The organism is Paraburkholderia silviterrae, assembly GCF_004353915.1.
Taxonomy (GTDB): domain Bacteria; phylum Pseudomonadota; class Gammaproteobacteria; order Burkholderiales; family Burkholderiaceae; genus Paraburkholderia; species Paraburkholderia silviterrae.
In genome coordinates this window covers 93,084-110,519 of sequence record NZ_SMRP01000002.1, presented here as the reverse complement: position 1 = coordinate 110,519, position 17,436 = coordinate 93,084, and the positions used below count along the sequence as shown (strand labels likewise).

At 66.0% G+C, this 17,436-nt stretch carries 13 protein-coding genes; 5 read left to right on the top strand and 8 right to left on the bottom strand.

What is annotated here, in order from left to right:
• Positions 1–97: 97 nt before the first annotated feature.
• From EYW47_RS04620 to EYW47_RS04600, 5 genes are read right to left on the bottom strand one after another with little or no spacing between them, the layout of a single operon-like run.
• The gene (locus EYW47_RS04620; protein ID WP_133193716.1) at positions 98–925 is read right to left on the bottom strand and encodes a bestrophin-like domain; all 828 of its coding nucleotides are present in this window, start codon (positions 923–925) and stop codon (positions 98–100) included.
• On the bottom strand, positions 922–3,255 hold the full coding sequence (locus EYW47_RS04615; RefSeq protein WP_133193715.1) for a cation:proton antiporter: 2,334 nt from the start codon (positions 3,253–3,255) through the stop codon (positions 922–924). The genes EYW47_RS04620 and EYW47_RS04615 overlap by 4 nt, the downstream gene beginning before the upstream one ends.
• Positions 3,256–3,274: 19 nt before the next feature.
• Positions 3,275–3,862, bottom strand: coding sequence for a LutC/YkgG family protein (locus EYW47_RS04610; RefSeq protein ID WP_133193714.1), 588 nt, complete (start codon positions 3,860–3,862; stop codon positions 3,275–3,277).
• A complete protein-coding gene (locus EYW47_RS04605; protein WP_133193713.1) occupies positions 3,849–5,300 on the bottom strand; it encodes a lactate utilization protein B in 1,452 nt (483 codons plus the stop codon). Before EYW47_RS04605 ends, EYW47_RS04610 begins: the two co-directional genes overlap by 14 nt.
• Complete coding sequence (locus EYW47_RS04600; RefSeq protein ID WP_133193712.1) at positions 5,297–6,040, bottom strand: (Fe-S)-binding protein; 744 nt, start codon at positions 6,038–6,040, stop codon at positions 5,297–5,299. The genes EYW47_RS04605 and EYW47_RS04600 overlap by 4 nt, the downstream gene beginning before the upstream one ends.
• A gap of 317 nt (positions 6,041–6,357) precedes the next feature.
• On the opposite strand from EYW47_RS04600, the gene EYW47_RS04595 reads away from it, so the two are divergent.
• Entirely contained in the window at positions 6,358–7,176 is an 819-nt protein-coding gene (locus EYW47_RS04595; protein WP_133193711.1) for an FkbM family methyltransferase, read from the top strand.
• A gap of 61 nt (positions 7,177–7,237) precedes the next feature.
• Here the strand turns inward: EYW47_RS04595 and EYW47_RS04590 are convergent, their stop codons facing one another.
• The 3 genes from EYW47_RS04590 to EYW47_RS04580 all read right to left on the bottom strand — a co-directional run bounded on the left by EYW47_RS04590 (position 7,238) and on the right by EYW47_RS04580 (position 11,601).
• A complete protein-coding gene (locus tag EYW47_RS04590) occupies positions 7,238–8,458 on the bottom strand; it encodes a porin (RefSeq protein ID WP_133193710.1) in 1,221 nt (406 codons plus the stop codon).
• Positions 8,459–8,734: 276 nt separating this feature from the next.
• Complete coding sequence (locus tag EYW47_RS04585) at positions 8,735–10,204, bottom strand: APC family permease (protein ID WP_133193709.1); 1,470 nt, start codon at positions 10,202–10,204, stop codon at positions 8,735–8,737.
• A gap of 395 nt (positions 10,205–10,599) precedes the next feature.
• A complete protein-coding gene (locus tag EYW47_RS04580; protein ID WP_133193708.1) occupies positions 10,600–11,601 on the bottom strand; it encodes an AraC family transcriptional regulator in 1,002 nt (333 codons plus the stop codon).
• 237 nt (positions 11,602–11,838) lie between these two features.
• Here EYW47_RS04580 and EYW47_RS04575 point away from each other — a divergent pair, with 237 nt between their 5' ends.
• From EYW47_RS04575 to EYW47_RS04560, 4 genes are all read left to right on the top strand, one after another.
• Positions 11,839–13,824, top strand: a complete 1,986-nt coding sequence (locus EYW47_RS04575) for a primary-amine oxidase (RefSeq protein ID WP_133193707.1) — start codon at positions 11,839–11,841, stop codon at positions 13,822–13,824.
• A gap of 31 nt (positions 13,825–13,855) precedes the next feature.
• A complete protein-coding gene (locus EYW47_RS04570) occupies positions 13,856–14,926 on the top strand; it encodes a hypothetical protein (protein WP_133193706.1) in 1,071 nt (356 codons plus the stop codon).
• Positions 14,927–14,959: 33 nt separating this feature from the next.
• On the top strand, positions 14,960–16,438 hold the full coding sequence (gene styD, locus EYW47_RS04565) for a phenylacetaldehyde dehydrogenase StyD (protein WP_133193705.1): 1,479 nt from the start codon (positions 14,960–14,962) through the stop codon (positions 16,436–16,438).
• Between the two features lie 192 nt (positions 16,439–16,630).
• On the top strand, positions 16,631–17,404 hold the full coding sequence (locus EYW47_RS04560; protein ID WP_133193704.1) for an SDR family oxidoreductase: 774 nt from the start codon (positions 16,631–16,633) through the stop codon (positions 17,402–17,404).
• The last annotated feature ends 32 nt before the right edge of the window (positions 17,405–17,436 follow it).

Genomic DNA, 17,436 nt, shown 5'->3' with positions numbered 1-17,436 from the left:
AGAGCGAGTCTAGCGCACGTGTGGCAAGAAGCGGCACGGCGCGAGCACGGCGGGCAATGCCACGCGAAGGCTCGCGATTACACGAGCGCCAGCCCGCTCATTGCTGCTGTGGCGCCTGCGGCGCCAGCGTGCGGTTCATATGGGCAAGCGCGTCGCGCATGGAATCGCTCGGGATCACGATTTCCCCCGTAAACGGCGTGTCGAAATCGACGATCACATACACCGTCGACGAAATCGACACCGCACCCAGCACGATCATCACCATGGCGAGCGCGTTATGTGGCGCGATCAGGCCGAAGCTCAGGAAGATCAGCATGAGCCACAAGGTGAGCATCGCGAAGAAGGGCCGCGAGATGGTGGCGTGCGCCTCTTCGATCAGGCGCCAGCGCGCATCGCGCACGCGCCCGAACAGATCGGTCAGGCGCGCCGCGAGCGCAGCCTGATAACGTTCGTGCGGCTCGAAACGGCCGATCTCCTGGCCAACCGTATTGAGCAGCGCCCCCAGCGTCTTGCTTTCGATCTCGCCGTCGGTTGCGGGTTGCACGCGCGGATAGTAGTCGCCAGGCGGCGGGCTTTCCTGCGGCCACGTGGAGGCAATGGCCGCCGCGGTGTAGCTGCGCAGGGCGTCGCGCGCGGCGGTGGCGTCGGGACCGTAGTCGCGCAGGCGATCGTCGAGCTGGATCAGATCCGCCGAGTAGGCGCGCATGTCGTCGGTGGCCGTGTCGTAGCTCGTTTTCGCCGACGCGATGAGCAAGCTCAGCACCAGCGCCGCGAACGTCACGAGCATGCCGAGCACCAATTGCACGAGCTGCACCGTTTCATGCTTGCGATGCTCTTCGGGCAGCAACGGCTTGAGCAGCACGCCGAGCCCCGTGCCGCCCAGCAACAGCACGAACACCAGCAGTGCGCTCCCGATTTCGGTCATGGCGCAGCGCCTCGCTGTGCTTCGTTTGCGTCGCTTGCGGTGCTTTCGGTGGTATCGGTGGTATCGGGAGTATCGTCGCGTGCCGCCGTCGCAACGGGCGCTGCCGTGCCTTGCACTTCGGGCGTGGGCGCTGCTTGCGCGTTTGCTTGTGCGTTTGATTGCGCGTTTGATTGCGCGTCCGCTCCAGTGCCGGCGAACGCCTTCGGCTCGCCGACGCCCCCCGCCTGTGCGTGCGCACCGTCCCCCAGCAGCAAGTCCGGATGCGCGCGCGGCACCGCCCGCTTCCAGGCCGCGTCCAGCTCGCGGCGGATCGAATCGTAGATCTCCTTCGAAATCGAGCGGTCCTCGTACATCGCCACCACGCGCGCGCGCCCTTCGCGCAGCGCGTAGAGCAGCATCATGCGACGCTCGAGCGCGTCCGCGCCGTTCCCGCCAAAGCACCGCCGCACGTTGTCCAGCCCGCGCTCGGCCTTCTCGATGCGACTCTTGAGTATCGTGCGGAGCAATTTGGCCAGCCGCTCGCCCAACAGCGGCGTGAGACTACCATCGGCGAATTCCAGCAGCTCGTGCAGCACCACGCGGCGACACATCAGGAGTTCGAACTGATCGGCGAGCGCATCCGCGTATGGCTGGTTGATATGCAGCCAGCGTGCCACGAAGCGCGCGACACGCAGCCCCGGCGGCTCGGCGAGTATCTTCGCCGCCGCGCGCTGGTAGCCAATGCGCCCGCTTTCGCGGGCCGCCTCGATCATCGCGTCGGTGTTGCGCATCATCGCGTCGAGATTGCGGATCGTGATGATGCCGCTGCCGTACCGTGGAATCAGGTCGCGCTCCTTGCTCGCGAGCGTGGCGAGCCCGATGGCAAGACGCTCGCGCTCGGAAAGCGCCGCCTCGATATCGAAGGCCGTCGCGCTCAGGTCGATGCTGTGCCTGAAGCTGTTGCAAGCTTCGTCGGCGATCGACTCGGGTATGCGAAAGGTACGCGCCGCCAGATGCACCTGCTCGAACACGCCCAGCGAAGACAGCCGCACCGCCTGCTGCTGCAACGCCTCCTCCTGCGGCGAAAGCAGATCGAGCTTGAGCCGCTTGATGAGCAGCTTGAGCGACGAGCCGTTCACGATCAGGCTCACCAGCACAAAGCCGGTGGCGAGGATGGCGACGAAGCGGCGCGTGGTCTCGGGCAGCGCCTCGTTGTGCGCGAGGCCGAGCGCGAGCACGAGCGTGACCGCGCCGCGCAGCCCGCCCCATGCGATCACGAGCTTGTACGCGGCGCTCACGGGCTCGGTGAGCCTCAGGCGGCTCAAGAGCGGCAGCATGCCGAACGCCACGACGAGGCGGGCCACCAGTGCCGTCACCACCACCACCACAAGCGCGATCAGATCGAGCCAGTGCGCGTCGCGCAGCGTGGCGGGAATCTGCATGGCCGCGAGCAGGAAGATGGCCGCGCCCGCCATGGCCGCCACCTGCTCCCAGATCAGCTGCAGGTGCTGCCAGTTCACGGGCGAAAGCCGCGTGCGGCCAAGCCCGCTGATGACGAGCCCCGCCGCAACCACCGAGACCACGCCGGAGACATGGAGCGTTTGATCGGCGAACAGATAGAGCGGATACGGCAGCGCAAAGCTCAGCGAAATCTCGGCCTTGCCCTCGCCGCCGAGCGCCGGCAGCAGATACGCGAACGCGCGCCCGGCAAGCGCGCCCACTGCAAGGCCGCCGAGCAGTTCGATGGCAAGCGTGCGCAGCGCAGCACCACCCGTTGCGGCGGCGGTGTCGCCGGTAATGGCGGCGATCAGCACGGTCGCAATGGCGATGGCGGCCGCGTCGTTGAGCAGGCTCTCGCCCTCCACGAGGCGCACGAGACGCTCGGGCGCGCCCACTTCGCGGAACACGGCAAGCACGGCGGAAGGGTCCGTGGTCGCGATCATCGCGCCAAGCAGCAGACCATCGGTGAGCGGGCCAAGGCCCGTGAGACCGATCGCGCCCCCCACCATCGCCGTGGCGACGAATACGGCCACCACGGCAAGCAGCAAAATGGGCGCGGCGTCGCCCAGCATCTCGCGCACGTTGACGCTCAACGCGGCCTGAAACAACAAGAGCGGCAGGAAGATCCACAGATAAGCTTCGGGCGGTAGACGCGGCGCGAGCGCCGGCGTGAAGACGCTCGTGGCCAGTTGCGGCCAGGCCTCGCCACTCACGAGATAGATGCCGCCAAGCGCGAAGCCCCACGCGGCCAGCAGCACCGATTCGGAGAGTGCGAAGCGCAGGCTCACGGCCTGCACCAGGGCGATGCTCGCCAGCAAAAAGCCGCTCAGGAGTAGTACGTGGATGATCATTGTTACCCGCGTGACTATTTCAGCGCGCCGCCATCCATACCACGGTCAGCGATCTCACCCCTTGCGCGCCCTGTATCAGCACGCCCTCGATATCGGCCGTCGCGGAGGGCCCCGTCACCAGCGCCGCGTAGCGCGCGCCGCGAAAGTCGTCGCGCCGGTAGGCGTCCTGAAGACCCGCCACGAGTTCGCCGGGATCGAGCAGCACGTAAACATGCTGCACGAGGTAGCCCAGCGCATTCACCACGTACTCGCGCTCGGAAAGCCATACCGAGCCCGTCTCCGCCACGCCGAAGCGCGAGCGCACGACGCCCACCTCCACGTCTTCGAGCGACACGGGCGGCGTGGCCGCGTTCAGCGCACGCGTGCCCTGCACCTCGGGCGCGGCCGACGCGATCGACACCTGCGCGCCGAAGCGCTCGCGTATCAGCGCGAGCACGGCCTCGCCCGATTCGGCCAGCGCTTCTTTGCCGCCCATCAGCGCGAGTGCGGCGCCAAAGCGCGCGCGCAAGTCTCCGGGCGGCGTGTCGAACAAGGGCACCTCGGGCAGCGCCTGGGCTGCGGGCTGCGCGGCGCGCACGCGCGCGAGGAACGCTTCACGACTCGCCATCGCCGCCTCCCTTTCCACCTTTAGCGCCTTTGCCGCCTTTGCGATTCTTGCGGTACCACGCATGAAAGGTCGTGGACGGCGCGTGCGGCAGCGTGCGCTGCCGGCCCCAGAGATTGAGGGGGTTGTAGAGCACGAAATTGGGCAGGCGCCGCAGCGCGCCGTCGAGCGATGCCACGGCAGCCCGATACATCTTCGGACTCCCGAGCAGCCGCCCCGCCATCTTGAGCACTTCCTGCTTCACGAACGGCACTTCGTGCTGCGCGGCAATCACCTCGCGCCACTGATAGATCTGCTCGTGAATGTTGATCTTCACGGGGCATACGTTCGTGCAGCTGCCGTTGAGCGTGGACGCGAACGGCAAGGCGCTAAAGCGCTTCAGGTCGAAGGTCGGATTGATGATCGCGCCAATCGGCCCCGCATAGGTGCTGCCATACGAGAGGCCGCCGCTGCGCCGGTAGACCGGGCAGGTATTCATGCACGCGCCGCAGCGGATGCACTTGAGCGAGTACCAGAAGTCCGGCATCGCAAGCCGTGCGCTGCGGCCGTTGTCCACGAGGATGAAGTGCATCTCGGCGCCCTCGCGCGGCGCGCGGAAATGCGAGGTGTATTGCGTGATCGGCGAGCCCAGCGCGCTGCGCGAGAGCATGCGGATGAACACGCCCAGATCGGATACGCGCGGAATCAGCTTCTCGATGCCCATCGAGACGATGTGCACCGGCGGCACGTTGGCCGAAAGATCCGCGTTGCCTTCGTTGGTGCAGACCACCACCGTGCCGGTCTCGGCCACCGCGAAGTTGCAGCCCGTCATGCCCGCCGTCTTGTCGCGCACGAACCACGGGCGCGTGTTCATGCGCTGGCGCTCGGCGAGATAGTGGATGTCGTTGTTGGAAGGGTCGGTGCCTATCGTGCGGCCGAACACTTCGGCCACGTCGTCGCGCAGCTTGTGCACGGCGGGCACGACGATATGGCTCGGCGGTTGCCGGTCGAGTTGCTGGATGCGCTCACCGAGGTCGGTTTCCATCACCGCGATGCCGTGCTGCTCGAGGTACGCCCGCATCTCGCACTCGTCCGTGAGCATCGACTTGCTCTTCACGAGCGCCGTGATGCCGCGCTCGCTCAGGATGCGGGCGACCGTCTCGTTGTGCTCGCCCGCCGTATCGGCCCAGTGCACCTGCACGCCGTTCGCCTCGGCGGTGCGCGAGAACTGGTCGAGGTACTCGGACAGATGCGAGAGCGTGTGCGCCTTGATGGCCGATGCCAGCTCGCGCAGCGTCTCCCATTCGGCAATCGCATGGACTTGCGCATCGCGCTTCATGCGCAAGTCCCAGAGCCGTTTGTCGTGGAAGTCGACATGCTCGGGACGTGAAAGAAAGGCGCCCGCGAGCTTCGCATGCTCGACCCGCTTCGGGCGATCATCGGGTGACTTAGGTGTACTCATTCGCGCGCTCCGTTGAGCACCTGGGCGATATGGATGAAGCGCACGTCGGACTGCATGCGCTCCGCGCAGCCCTGCTGATGCATGAGGCACGACATGTCGCCCGAGACGATGTATTGCGCACCCGCGCTCACGTGGTCGACGACCTTGTCCTGCCCCATGCGCACGGAAACCGCTTCTTCGGTCACAGCGAACGTGCCGCCAAATCCGCAGCATTCGTCGGGGCGCTTCGGCTGCACGAATTCGATGCCCTTCACGCCCTGCAGCAACGCGAGTGGCTTCGAAAAGGGCTTGCCCGGCACCTCGGAAGTCGAGGCCTCATGGAGATGGCGCAGCGCGCTGCAGCTGTTGTGCAGCCCCACGCGCCAGGGGAATTCAGCCCACGGAAATTCGCGCACGCGCAGCACGTCGTGCAGGAACTCCACGAGCTCGAAGGTATGGGCGCGCACGCCACGAACGGCTTCGGTCTGCTCGATGGCGGTGAAATGATCGCGTACGTGGTTCACGCAGCTTGCCGAGGGGCCGACGATAAAGTCGTAGCCTTCGAAGGCGCGCGCGAACACGCGCTCCGCGCCGGCCGCTTCGGCCCGCGCGCCGCTGTTGGCCATGGGCTGGCCGCAGCAGGTTTGATCGAGCGGGTAGTCGACCTCGCAGCCGAGGCGCTCCAGCAATTCGAGCGTGGCGATCCCAACCTCGGGATAGAACGCGTCGATGAAGCACGGAACAAAAAGGGCGACTTTCATGCGAGGGCTCACGCGGGAAAGCGGACCAGAACATTCTAGCGCCGATCCGCCCGGCCGGCGCGCGAGGCGGGCCGTGCCGCCCTGCACACACCACGCTGGCCGCACCAAGCTGGCCGCACCATGCGGGCCACACCGCCCTGCTGCCATGCCGGCTCATTTTCCGCGCTGCAGCGAGACTCAAATCAAGGCACCGATCCCGCAGCCAATTACGTGATAACCGTGACCCTACAATTCGCGGACCGGCCGTTCACGGCATACCGGCGTTTAACCGCACGTTCGAATCGAAAATCAGCCCGTCTAACCAGGATCTCTGAACCATGTCACATCCCAATCGCCCCATCGCATTCATACTCGCGGCAACCAATCACGGCACGATGATCGTCAACCGTAACGACTACAACGTCAGCGAAGCACGCGGTGCTTTCGGTGTGGGCTATCAGCTCCTGCAGAAGTCGTGTTTCGATGCGAATGAGGTTGGATTCGTGCTTGCACTCCTCGACCGGCGACGCCAGTATTTCGGCGATGGCATTCTGGCGATCGATGGTGGCGCGAACATCGGCGTGCATACGATCGAATGGGCGCGGCACATGCATGGCTGGGGACGCGTGCTGAGCTTCGAAGCGCAGGAGGTCGTCTACTATGCGCTGACCGGCAACATCGCCCTCAACAATTGCCTGAATGCGCGGGCGAAGCTGGCTGCGCTTGGCGAGCGCGACGGCCAATTGGCCGTGCCGCAGCCGGATTACTTTGCGCAGGCCAGTTTCGGCAGCCTCGAATTGCGCCAGCAAGAGAGCACCGAGGATATCGGCCAACCCATTTCATACGACCCGTCACGCGGGCAAACCGTGCCGATGGTGAGCATCGATGCGCTTGCCCTCGAGCGCGTCGATTTCATCAAGCTCGATGTCGAAGGCATGGAAGTCGAGGTATTACGTGGGGCCAGAGCGACGCTGCAGAATCACAAGCCGATCCTGTTGATTGAAATTATCAAGTCCGATCAGGCCATCATCGAAAGCCTGCTCGGTGAGCTGGAATATCGCATTTTCCCGGCTGGCGTGAACCTGATTGCGGTTCACGCCAGCGATCCTGTGCTGCAACACCTGAGCCATCGTGATGGCACGACCGTCCTGAATTGAGGCGCGCCCGTTCACTACCAAGAAATGAACCCTGGCCGCCTTCCCACGGATCGCCGCCTCTTCAGAAGTTATGGCGAATGCCGGCAATGATCGCCAGTTGCTTGTCGGTATCCGAGTTCACGAGATTCGGAATCTGCGCGAGGTTTTGCGTGCCGCCACTGGCATTGATGCCGAGCCCGGCGCCCGACGACTTCTGGCCGATCGCCACGGCATAGAGCGCCGTGCGCTTCGAAAGGTTGTACACCGCGCCCAGGTTGATCTGATGGATGCGCGTGGACGAGCCCTGATCGGGATGCGCGTCGTTGAAGATATACGCGAAGCCAAATTGCAGCGCCGGAGAGAACTGCCACATCGTATTGAGCTCGGCAATGTCGAACGAGATATCGGCGCCTTGCGGCTGGGCCGTGCTCGCGAAATACTGGCTCTGCGAAAGCCGCGTATGCGTGTAGCTCAGCGCGATCGTCACCTTGTCGAGCGCATACGAACCGCCCGCGCCATAGATGTCGATTTTCTGCGCATTCTGTAGTTCGCAATACGAAGCATCGGCGTTGGCGCAGCTGAAGTCGCCGATATAGCCGCTCTCCCCGCCCAGCGCCGCCTGGAGCGGATTGCGCAGTTGCAGATAGCCCGCCGAGAGCGAGAGCGGCCCGTGCGTGTAGTTCGCCGCGAGCGACCAGCCGCGATTCTGCGAGAAATTGCCCGCCACGCCGCCAAGGCTGAACAGCCCGCCGACCGTGAGGCCGCCGAAGCTCGGGCTCGCGTACTTGATCGAGTTGTTGAAGTTGAACGCTTCGTTGAGGTTGTCGACGTCGCCGAAGTGCGAGCCGTAGAGCGTCGCCCAGTTGTTGCTCGACGCATAGGCGCCCATGTTGTCGGAGAACGGGTCGTACTGGCGGCCGAGCGTGAGCGTGCCGTAGTTCGCGTTCGCCACGCCCACCCACGCGTTGCGGTTAAAGAGCGTGCCGCCCTGCAGCAATGCGCCGTTCTGCGTGAAGATGCTGTTCTCCAGCGTGAAGTTCACCGTGGTGCCGCCGCCGATGTCCTCGCTGCCGGTCAGGCCCCAGCGCGAGGGCACGAGGTTGCCGCCGCCCAGTTGCCAGTTCGAATGGCCGTTGGTGCGGCCGTCCGTCTGCGTGGTCTGCTGATTCGTCGAATAGACGAGGCCGGCGTCCACCGTGCCGAAGAGCGTGACCGAGGACTGGGCGTGTGCCCCTTGCGTGAAGGTGGCGAGGGCGCACGAAGCCAGCGCCAGCGCCGTGCGCGTGACGAGTGTGTTTGCCATGTCGATGTCTTTCGTCTCGAAGTGAGCGATCGCGCAAGCGGTGCGACCCGGCCTGGCCTGGCGTGGCCCGCCTTGGCCTGGTCAATACGGGCGAGCGCGACCGGGCCGCGGCGCGCGGCTCGAATGCGCGCACCGCGTGCGGTTTGACTGCCTGGGAAATGCGTGGGTAATGCTTGGGAATGCCTGGAGAACAGCGGCCTGGTAATGCCTGGAGAGCAGCGGCCTGGAGAACGCAGCGCGGGATACCGCGCCTGCCCCGCCCGGCGGCGCCCTGCGCTACTGGCCGAAGCGCGCGTAGACGTCGGGCCGGTGGCGCCTGAACACGAAGCCCAGCGCGATGCCGACTAGCGCCACGGCGAGCACGATCCACGGGAACGCGCGCACGATCGGGCTATCGGAGCCGGAGAGCGCGTCCAGGTTGCCGATCAGCACGAAGCCGATGCACAAGAGGCCCAGCCCGCCCAGCACCGGTGCGACGAACGCGTGCCAGACCCGCGTGTCCTTTTTCGTGGCGCGGAAGTAAGCGGCCACCGAGAAGCTCGTCACGGCCTGCAGCATCACGATGCCGATGGTGCCGAGCGCCGACGTGCAGCTGAACACGATATTGAACGGATCGGCGCCCGCGAGCACGAAGAGTCCCACCGGCACCGCCACCGTGAGCGTCTGCAGATAGCTCGCGAGATACGGTGACCCGTACTTCGCATGCAGGCGGTCGAGCTTCGCGGGCAGGATGCCTTCGACCGAGAGCGCGTGGATATAGCGCACGATCGTGTTGTGGAACGAGAGCAGGCTCGCGAAGATGCTAGAGAGCAGGAGCAAGCTCATCGTCGTGGTCATGGCGCCGCCCAGGTACTTCGTGGACTGGATGAACCAGAAGTCGCCCGGCTGCTTCGTGGCCACGTCGGCCACGTCCTTCAGCCCATAGGCGCAGACGATGGCCCACGTGACGAACGCGAAGAACACGAGGATCAGCGTGACCGACACATAGGTCGCGCGCGGCACCGTGACCTTCGGATTGCGGCACTCCTTGCCGTAGATCGCCGTGGCCTCGAAGCCGATGAACGACGCGAGCGCGAACATCACCGCAATGCCCATGTGGCCGCTGAACACGTGCTTCGGTGCGAACGGCGCGAGCGTGAGGCCGTCGGGGCCGCCGTGATGGATCACGATGGCGATCGAGAGCACGAGCAGGATGCCCATCTCGAGGCTCATCAGCACGCCGAGCAGGCGGCTGTTCAGGTCGATGCCGCGCAGGCCCGTCACCTGCACGATGGCGATGCAGGCGAGCGAATACACGTACCACGGCATCGTGCTATGCAAGAGCGGCCCGAGCACGACCGTGCAGAAGAAGCCAAACAGGCCATACAGCGCGATCTGGATGCAGGTGTACGAGAGCAGCGCGACGAGCGCGCCCGCCATGCCGAGCGGGCGGCCGAAGCCCGCCGTGATGTACGCGTAGAACGCGCCGGCGCGCACGATATGCCGGCTCATCGAAGCGAAGCCGACGCTGAACACGAGCAGCACGACGCCCGCGATCACGAAGGCGCCGGGAATGCCCGCGCCGTTGCCGAGGCTGATGGCGGGCGGCACCGCGCCAAGCATGCCGGTGAGCGGCGCGGCCGCCGAGATCACGAGAAACACGATCTGCCACAGGCCGAGCAGGCTGCGCTGCGGCACGGCGGCATCGTCTGCCTCGACGCCGCCGACGAGTCCGGCTGGCGCGACGGGTATTTGCGATTCGTTCATCGTTGCCTCTGCTTGTATCGATTGGGGTCGCGCCGTGCGACACGATGAAAGACCGCGTGCCCCTGGCGCTCCTAGAAACGAATCTCGCGCATTCGAATGCGAGACTCGACAGGAGCGCATGGTAGGCAGCTAAAAATTATGGCGACCTGGCTGACCGCGCCAAATTCTCGATAAATTGCGCCAACGTACCTGCGGGTTTTTACTTAACGCCTTTGCGGCTGGGGGCGGTGCGGAAAATCGATTCGGATGCCGAATAAATTGGCAGGCGCTTTCCTCAGTCCACATGCTTTCCATTAGCCATCAACGAGCTTACATCCGTGAGCTGATGAGGCCTCATCCAGGCCGACCGGGTCTACGCCGACCGCGTCTAAGCCAAGTGTCTATTCCGACCGAGTCTATCCCGACCGGCCCCAGTTACGCGTCGCGCGCCACAGCACGGTGGCGTCCGCGTAGCCCACCGCACGCGCGACGGCCGCGTTGGTCATGCCCTCCTGCTCGCGCAGCACCGCCACGCTGCGCTGGCGTTCCTCGCGAATGATCTCGCGCACGGACGTACCCGCTTCGGTCAGATGGCGCTGCAGCGAGCGGTTCGAGAGCCCGAGATCGCGCGCGATGTCGGCCACCACGAGCTTTTCGCGTGCGAGCCGCCGCGTCACCAGATCGCGCACCTGATCGACGAGGTCGTGCGGCACCGTATCGCGCGAAATGAGGTCGGTGGCGTGGCGCTCCATCATGCGCGCGAGCTGCGTGTCGGCGCTCTTGAGCGGCGCGTCGAGATCGTGCGGATGAATCACCACGCCGCTCGCCGGCTGCTGGAAGCGCACCGGCACGCGGAAAATGCGCAAATAGGGCTTGAGATCCGCGGGCGCCGCATGCTCGAAATGGATCTCGACCGGTGTCCACGCCGTGCCGCGCACGAGGCGAATCATGTGACACATCGCGCTCACGCTGTATTCGGCGTCCTGGCGGCGCGGCCAGATCTGCGCCTGCGCAATGCGATAGCTCCACATCGGCCACGCGTTATCGCGCACCAGATCGACGAGCGTGCCGCTCTGCCATGAGGCGAGCGCGTCCGTGAACTTGCGGATCGCCGAACCCAGCGTGGGCGACGACATGAACACGAGCCCCGCGGGCCCGAGCTCCGTGAGCTGCAATTCGTTGCCGAGGCGCAGGCCCAGCCACGGCTCGTCGAGCAGCTGCGCCGCGCGCTCGAAGGCGCCCACGTAGCGCCCGAGCGGCAGGATTTCATAAGGATCCGAAAGTTGTCTGCGGCTCAGGCCGAACTCGGCCAGCAACGCATCGCAGTCCGCGCCGGCGGCATCGAGCGCGCGCACGATCGGGCCCATCACCGCGCCGCGAATCATCGGAAAACCGTTGCTGACAGGCACTTTTTTCATGTCTCGCTCCATTCTCCGGCGGCGTGCATTCACGTTCGCACCCAGATTCGTTCGCTCTGTCTCTGGCGCACTCTATCGTCCCTTTGGCGCGTTTTGCAAGCGCGAAAAAAATACGGCGTTTCTACGATGACGTCACGACATCGCCACTGCGGCCACGCCCTCCGCCCCTAAAAAACGCGGCCGGCCAGCCGCCCTTCACGCACTGTTGCGGTCCAACGTCATCCTTACGAAACGCTTATGAACACGAATCCGAACTCGCATCCGCTCGATCCGCTGAGCCTCACCGAAATGCAGCTCGCCTGTGACATCGCGAAGGCTGCCGAACAGCTCGACGAACACGCGCGCTTTCCCGTCACCGAGCTGCACGAGCCACCTAAGGCCGAAGTCGTCGCGTACCAGCCCGGCGACTACTATTCGCGCCGCGCCTTCACGATCGTCATCGATCGCACGCGCAACCAGACGCTCGAACTGGTCGTCGATCTGCGCGAAAAGAAAGTGGAATCGCGCAAGGCGCTCGCGCTGCACAGCGCGCCGTTCGGTCAGCCGCCCGTGATGATCGAGGACTTCATCAACGCCGAGCGCATCGTGAAGGCCGATCCTGCGTGGCGCGAGGCCGTCAAGAAGCGCGGCCTCACCGAAGACGATCTCGAACGCGTGCAGGTCGACCCGTTCTCGGCTGGCGCGTTCGACCGGCCCAACGAAGGCGGCCGCCGCCTCGTGCGCTGCGTGAGCTACTACCGCGAGAACCTGACCGACAACGGCTACGCGCATCCGATCGAAGGCGTGGTGGCCGTGGTGGATCTGCTCGAACACAAGGTGATCGAGCTCGTGGACGACGGACGCATCATTCCGATTCCGCGCGCCAAGCACAACTACGACACGCCGAGCATCGGCAAGCCGCGCGACACGGTCAAACCGCTGTCCATCAGCCAGCCCGAAGGGCCGAGCTTCACAATCGACGGCTGGCAGGTCGCCTGGCAGAACTGGACATTCCGCGTGGGCTTCACGCCTCGCGAAGGCCTCGTGCTGCATCAGATCACGTGGGACGACGGGAAGAGCGCACCGCGCCCCATCGTCTACCGCGCAAGCGTGACGGAGATGTGCGTGCCCTATTCCGATCCCACCACGAACCACTACTGGAAGAGCGCATTCGACGCGGGCGAGTACGGTCTCGGGAAGCTTGCGAACCAGCTCGAGCTCGGCTGCGATTGTCTCGGCACGATCCGCTATTTCGACATTCCGTCCGCCGACGATTTCGGAAACGGCTTCACGATGAAGAACGCGGTGTGCCTGCACGAAGAAGACTACGGCACGCTCTGGAAGCACTATGAATTCCGCACCGGCGTGTTCGAGATGCGCCGCTCGCGCCGCCTCGTGATCTCGTTCTTCGCGACGGTGGGCAACTACGACTACGGCTTCTACTGGTACTTCTATCAGGACGGCACTATCCAGCTCGAGTGCAAGCTCACAGGCATCGTCCAGACCTCGGCGGTCGCGGACGGCGACGCCTACCCGTGGGGCGGCATGGTCACCGAAAATCTCGGCGGCCCGACGCACCAGCACTTCTTCAATGCGCGCCTGCACATGATGGTGGACGGCGAGAAGAACTCCGTGACCGAGCACGAGTTCGTGCCGCGTCCGATGGGCGCGGAGAACCCGTACGGCAACGTCTTCGACACCACGAAGCGCGTGCTCAAGACCGAGCAGGAAGCGGCGCGCAACGCCAACGGCCAGACCGGCCGCTTCTGGAAGATCGTGAACCCGAACGTGAAGAACCGCGTGGGCGCGAATCCCGGCTACAAGCTCATCATCAACGACTCGCCGCTGATGCTCGCCGATCCCCACTCCAAGGTGCGCCAGCGCGGCGGCTTCGCGACACGCCACGTGTGGGTCACGCCGTACGACACGACGCAGCGCTACGCGAGCGGCGACTATCCGAACCAGCACGCGGGCGGCGACGGCCTGCCGCGCTATATCGAGGCGAACCGCAACGTGGAGAACGAGGACATCGTGCTGTGGCACAGCTTCGGCCACACGCATGTGTGCAAGCCCGAGGACTTCCCCGTGATGCCCGTGGAATACGCCGGCTTCATGCTCAAGCCGAACAACTTCTTCTACGGCAATCCGGCGATGGACCTCCCGGGCGGGCGCGATCCGCACAGCGTGCAGGACGGTGCGCCGGATGCGGGCAGCGCGCCGTCGTGCTGCCACGGCAAGCAGTAAGCCCGCGATGAAGCCCCGCGCGCGCCGCCCTATGACGCCGAAGGTCCGCGATACCCTTGCTGCCGCCTGCGTTTGGTGTGCGGTAACCGGCGGCGCCGCGGCGCTCGCGGCGGGTGTCATGCTGGGCGCGATGCGGGTCGGCGCGACTGCCACCGCACTCGCGGGAAGCGCGGTTGCGCTGCTTGCGATGGCGTTGCTGCCTGCGGCGCTCGCGCGCCGCTTCGTCTCGCGGGCCACCGTGCCGGTGGCCGCCTCGCTCGTCCTCGCCATGGCGGCGATGACGGCAGCCGCGGCGCACGCACGCGCGGGCTCGGTACCGGACGCCATGCCGGCCGTGCTCGCGTTGGCGGGTCTCGCGCTGCTCACAGCAGCCTGGCCGCACCTGAGCGCGCGGCACACACAATCTTCAGAGCCGCCACCGCAGATCGACAGGACTCCGATTCAACGCGCGCAGCAGGGTTTCATTGTCGCGCTGCCCGGCAGTGCCGCCCTGCTCGCACCCGCGTTGCTCGCGGGGCTTTCCAGCGGCGTGCTCGCGCGCTTCCAGTTCTTCGCGCTGTGCGGCGCTGGGCCTTTCTCGTACGCGCAGATGGCCGTCTCGCTGTGCGCGGCGGTTGGCTTCGGCCTGCTTGCCGAGCGCATCGATCATCGTTACGCATTGCTCGCGCTTTTCGCGCTGCGCGGCGCGTTGCTTGCCGCGCTCACGCTCGATGCGCTCGCGCCCTGGGCAGCATTGGCCGCGCCCGCGTTTGCCGTGCTCGACGCGCTCACGCTGCCCACGCTTTTGCGCATCGGCCGCGCCGCGCAAGCCGGCTGCCCCGGCGTCGCGCATCACATGGGCATGCTCGCGGGCGCCGCGCTGGCCACGACCTCGTGGGGCTTCGGCCAGGGCTTCCATGCGCTCTTTCTCGCGGTGGCCGCGCTCAATCTCATGCGTGCATGCGCACTCGCGGCACGCCGCTGCATGCGCACGGCCACGCAGCACCAACCGCATTCCACGCAGCACTACGCATCCCGCTTCACATCCCGTCATACACCGCACTTCACCGATCGCCCCGCATCGCCCGCACTCGCATCGGGCGGCGCGATCGAGATTCGCTGACACCCACGCACAGGACCGAACCGAGGAAACGACATGGACCGCCAGGACTTCACGCACACGATCCGCACACAGATGTTCGTCGACGGCCGCTTTTGCGCCAGCGACAACGGCCACACGTTCGCCGTATTCAACCCCGCCACGGGCACGGAAATCGCCCAGGTGCCGGACGCCGGCGACACCGACATCGATGCGGCCGTCACCGCCGCGCGCCGCGCCTTCGAGGCCGACACGTGGCGCCGCCTGCCGCCCGCCGAACGCGAGCGCCTGCTCCTGAAACTCGCCGATCTCGTCGAGCAAAACGGCGACGAGCTCGCCGCGCTCGAAACGCTCAATCAGGGCAAGCTGCTCGGCTTCTCGAAGATGCTCGAAGTGGGCGGCAGCGTGCAATGGCTGCGCTATATGGCGGGCTGGGCCACCAAGATCGAAGGCAGCACGGTCGATCTCTCGCTCGCCTTCCCGCCCGGCGTGCGCTACAACGCCTCCACGCGGCGCGTGCCCGCGGGCGTGGTCGCCGCCATCGTGCCGTGGAATTTTCCGCTGTTGATGGCGGTGTGGAAGATCGCGCCCGCGCTCGCCTGCGGCTGCACGGTCGTGCTCAAGCCCGCCGAGGAAACGCCGCTCACCGCCATTCGCCTGGCCGAGCTCGCGCACGAAGCCGGCTTTCCGCCGGGCGTGCTCAACGTCGTCACCGGCCAGGGCGAGACCGCGGGCGCGGCGCTCGTGCGCCATGCGGGCGTGGACAAGGTCACCTTCACCGGCTCCACCGAAGTGGGCCGCATCATCGGCAAGCAGTGCGCCAACGACCTCAAGCGCGTCTCGCTAGAGCTGGGCGGCAAGAGCCCCGTGATCGTGCTCGACGACTGCGACCCGCAACGCGCCATCGAAGGCGCGGCGGGCGCGATCTTCTTCAACCACGGCCAGGTCTGCACCGCCGGATCGCGTCTCTATGTGCCGCGCGCGCGCTTCGACGAGATCGTCGAAGGCATCGCTCAAGTCGCGCGCAACACCGTGCTCGGCTCCGGCTTCGACGCGGCCACGCAGATGGGCCCGCTCGTCTCCGCCCGCCATCGCGACAAAGTGGCAGGCATGATCGCGCAGGGCCGTGCGGAAGGCGGCGAAATCCTGGCGGGTGGTGGCGACGGCAAGCGCGCGGGCTACTTCGTCGAGCCCACCGTGATCGCGAACGCCGCGAACAAGCCGCTCACCGTGGTGCGCGAAGAAGTCTTCGGCCCGGTGCTCGTGGCGATGCCCTATGACGACGTCGATGAGGCCATTGCCGCCGCTAACGCGTCCGAATATGGACTCGGCGCGAGCGTGTGGACCAACCAGCTCGACCGCGCGCTGCGCGTGGTGGACGCCGTGCAGGCCGGCACGGTCTGGGTCAACACGCACAACATGGTGGACCCGGCGCTGCCCTTCGGCGGCTTCAAGGCCTCGGGCATCGGCCGCGAGCATGGCCGCGCCATCATCGACGCGTACACCGAAACGAAATCGGTCTGCATCGCGTATTGACGCGGAACGCGCTGACCAGCAACCGGCGCGCGCGGAGGCTGCCCGCCTTCCCGCGCGCCGCCTCGTGCATTGTTAATCGAAATGGAATAATGAAGCCAGGCGCCAGGCAATGATCGGGCGCCCGAATTCCTTCATGATCGACTCCGTTCCCGCTTCACCCTTTGCCCGAACCCGAACGAAAGGACCTCGATCATGAACACCGCAACGAACCACGCAGCGAACAACACCGTGAACGCCGCGCGCGGCGTCGCCATCGTCACGGGCGCCGCGCGCGGCATCGGCGCCGCCGTGGCGCTGCGGCTCGCGCGCGACGGCCACCCTGTCGCCGTCAACTACGCCGCGAGCGCACGCGAGGCCGAGGCGCTCGTCGCGCAGATCGTCGCCGCAGGTGGCCGCGCAATCGCCGTGAAGGCCAACATCGCCAAAGCCGACGAGGTGCGCCACCTGTTCGAGACCACGGCGGCCCAGCTCGGCGAGCCCGCCGTGCTCGTCAACAATGCCGGCGTCATGAAGGTGACGACGATCGCCGAATCGACCGATACGCTCTACGACGAAATGTTCGACATCAACGTGCGCGGCACGCTGAATACGATGCGCGAGGCCGCGGCAAGGCTCGTGAATGGCGGGCGCGTCATCAACTTTTCGACCACGGCGCTCGCGCTGAACCTGCCGGGCTACGGCATCTACAACGCCACCAAGAACGCCGTCGAAGCGCTCACGCGCGTCTTCGCGAAGGAATTGCGCGGACGCGGCATCACGGTCAACGCCGTCGCGCCAGGGCCGGTGGCCACGGCCCTCTTCCTCGAAGGCAAAACCGAAGAGCAGATCCGGCATTTCGCGAGCATGCCCCCGCTCGAGCGGCTCGGCGAACCCGACGACATCGCCGCAGTGGTCTCGTTCCTCGCGGGCCCGGACAGCGGCTGGGTGGACGGCCAGACGCTGCGCGCCAACGGCGGCCTCGCCTGAAGCCGGCGGCCACGCTTGTGGCGCGCGCCGCA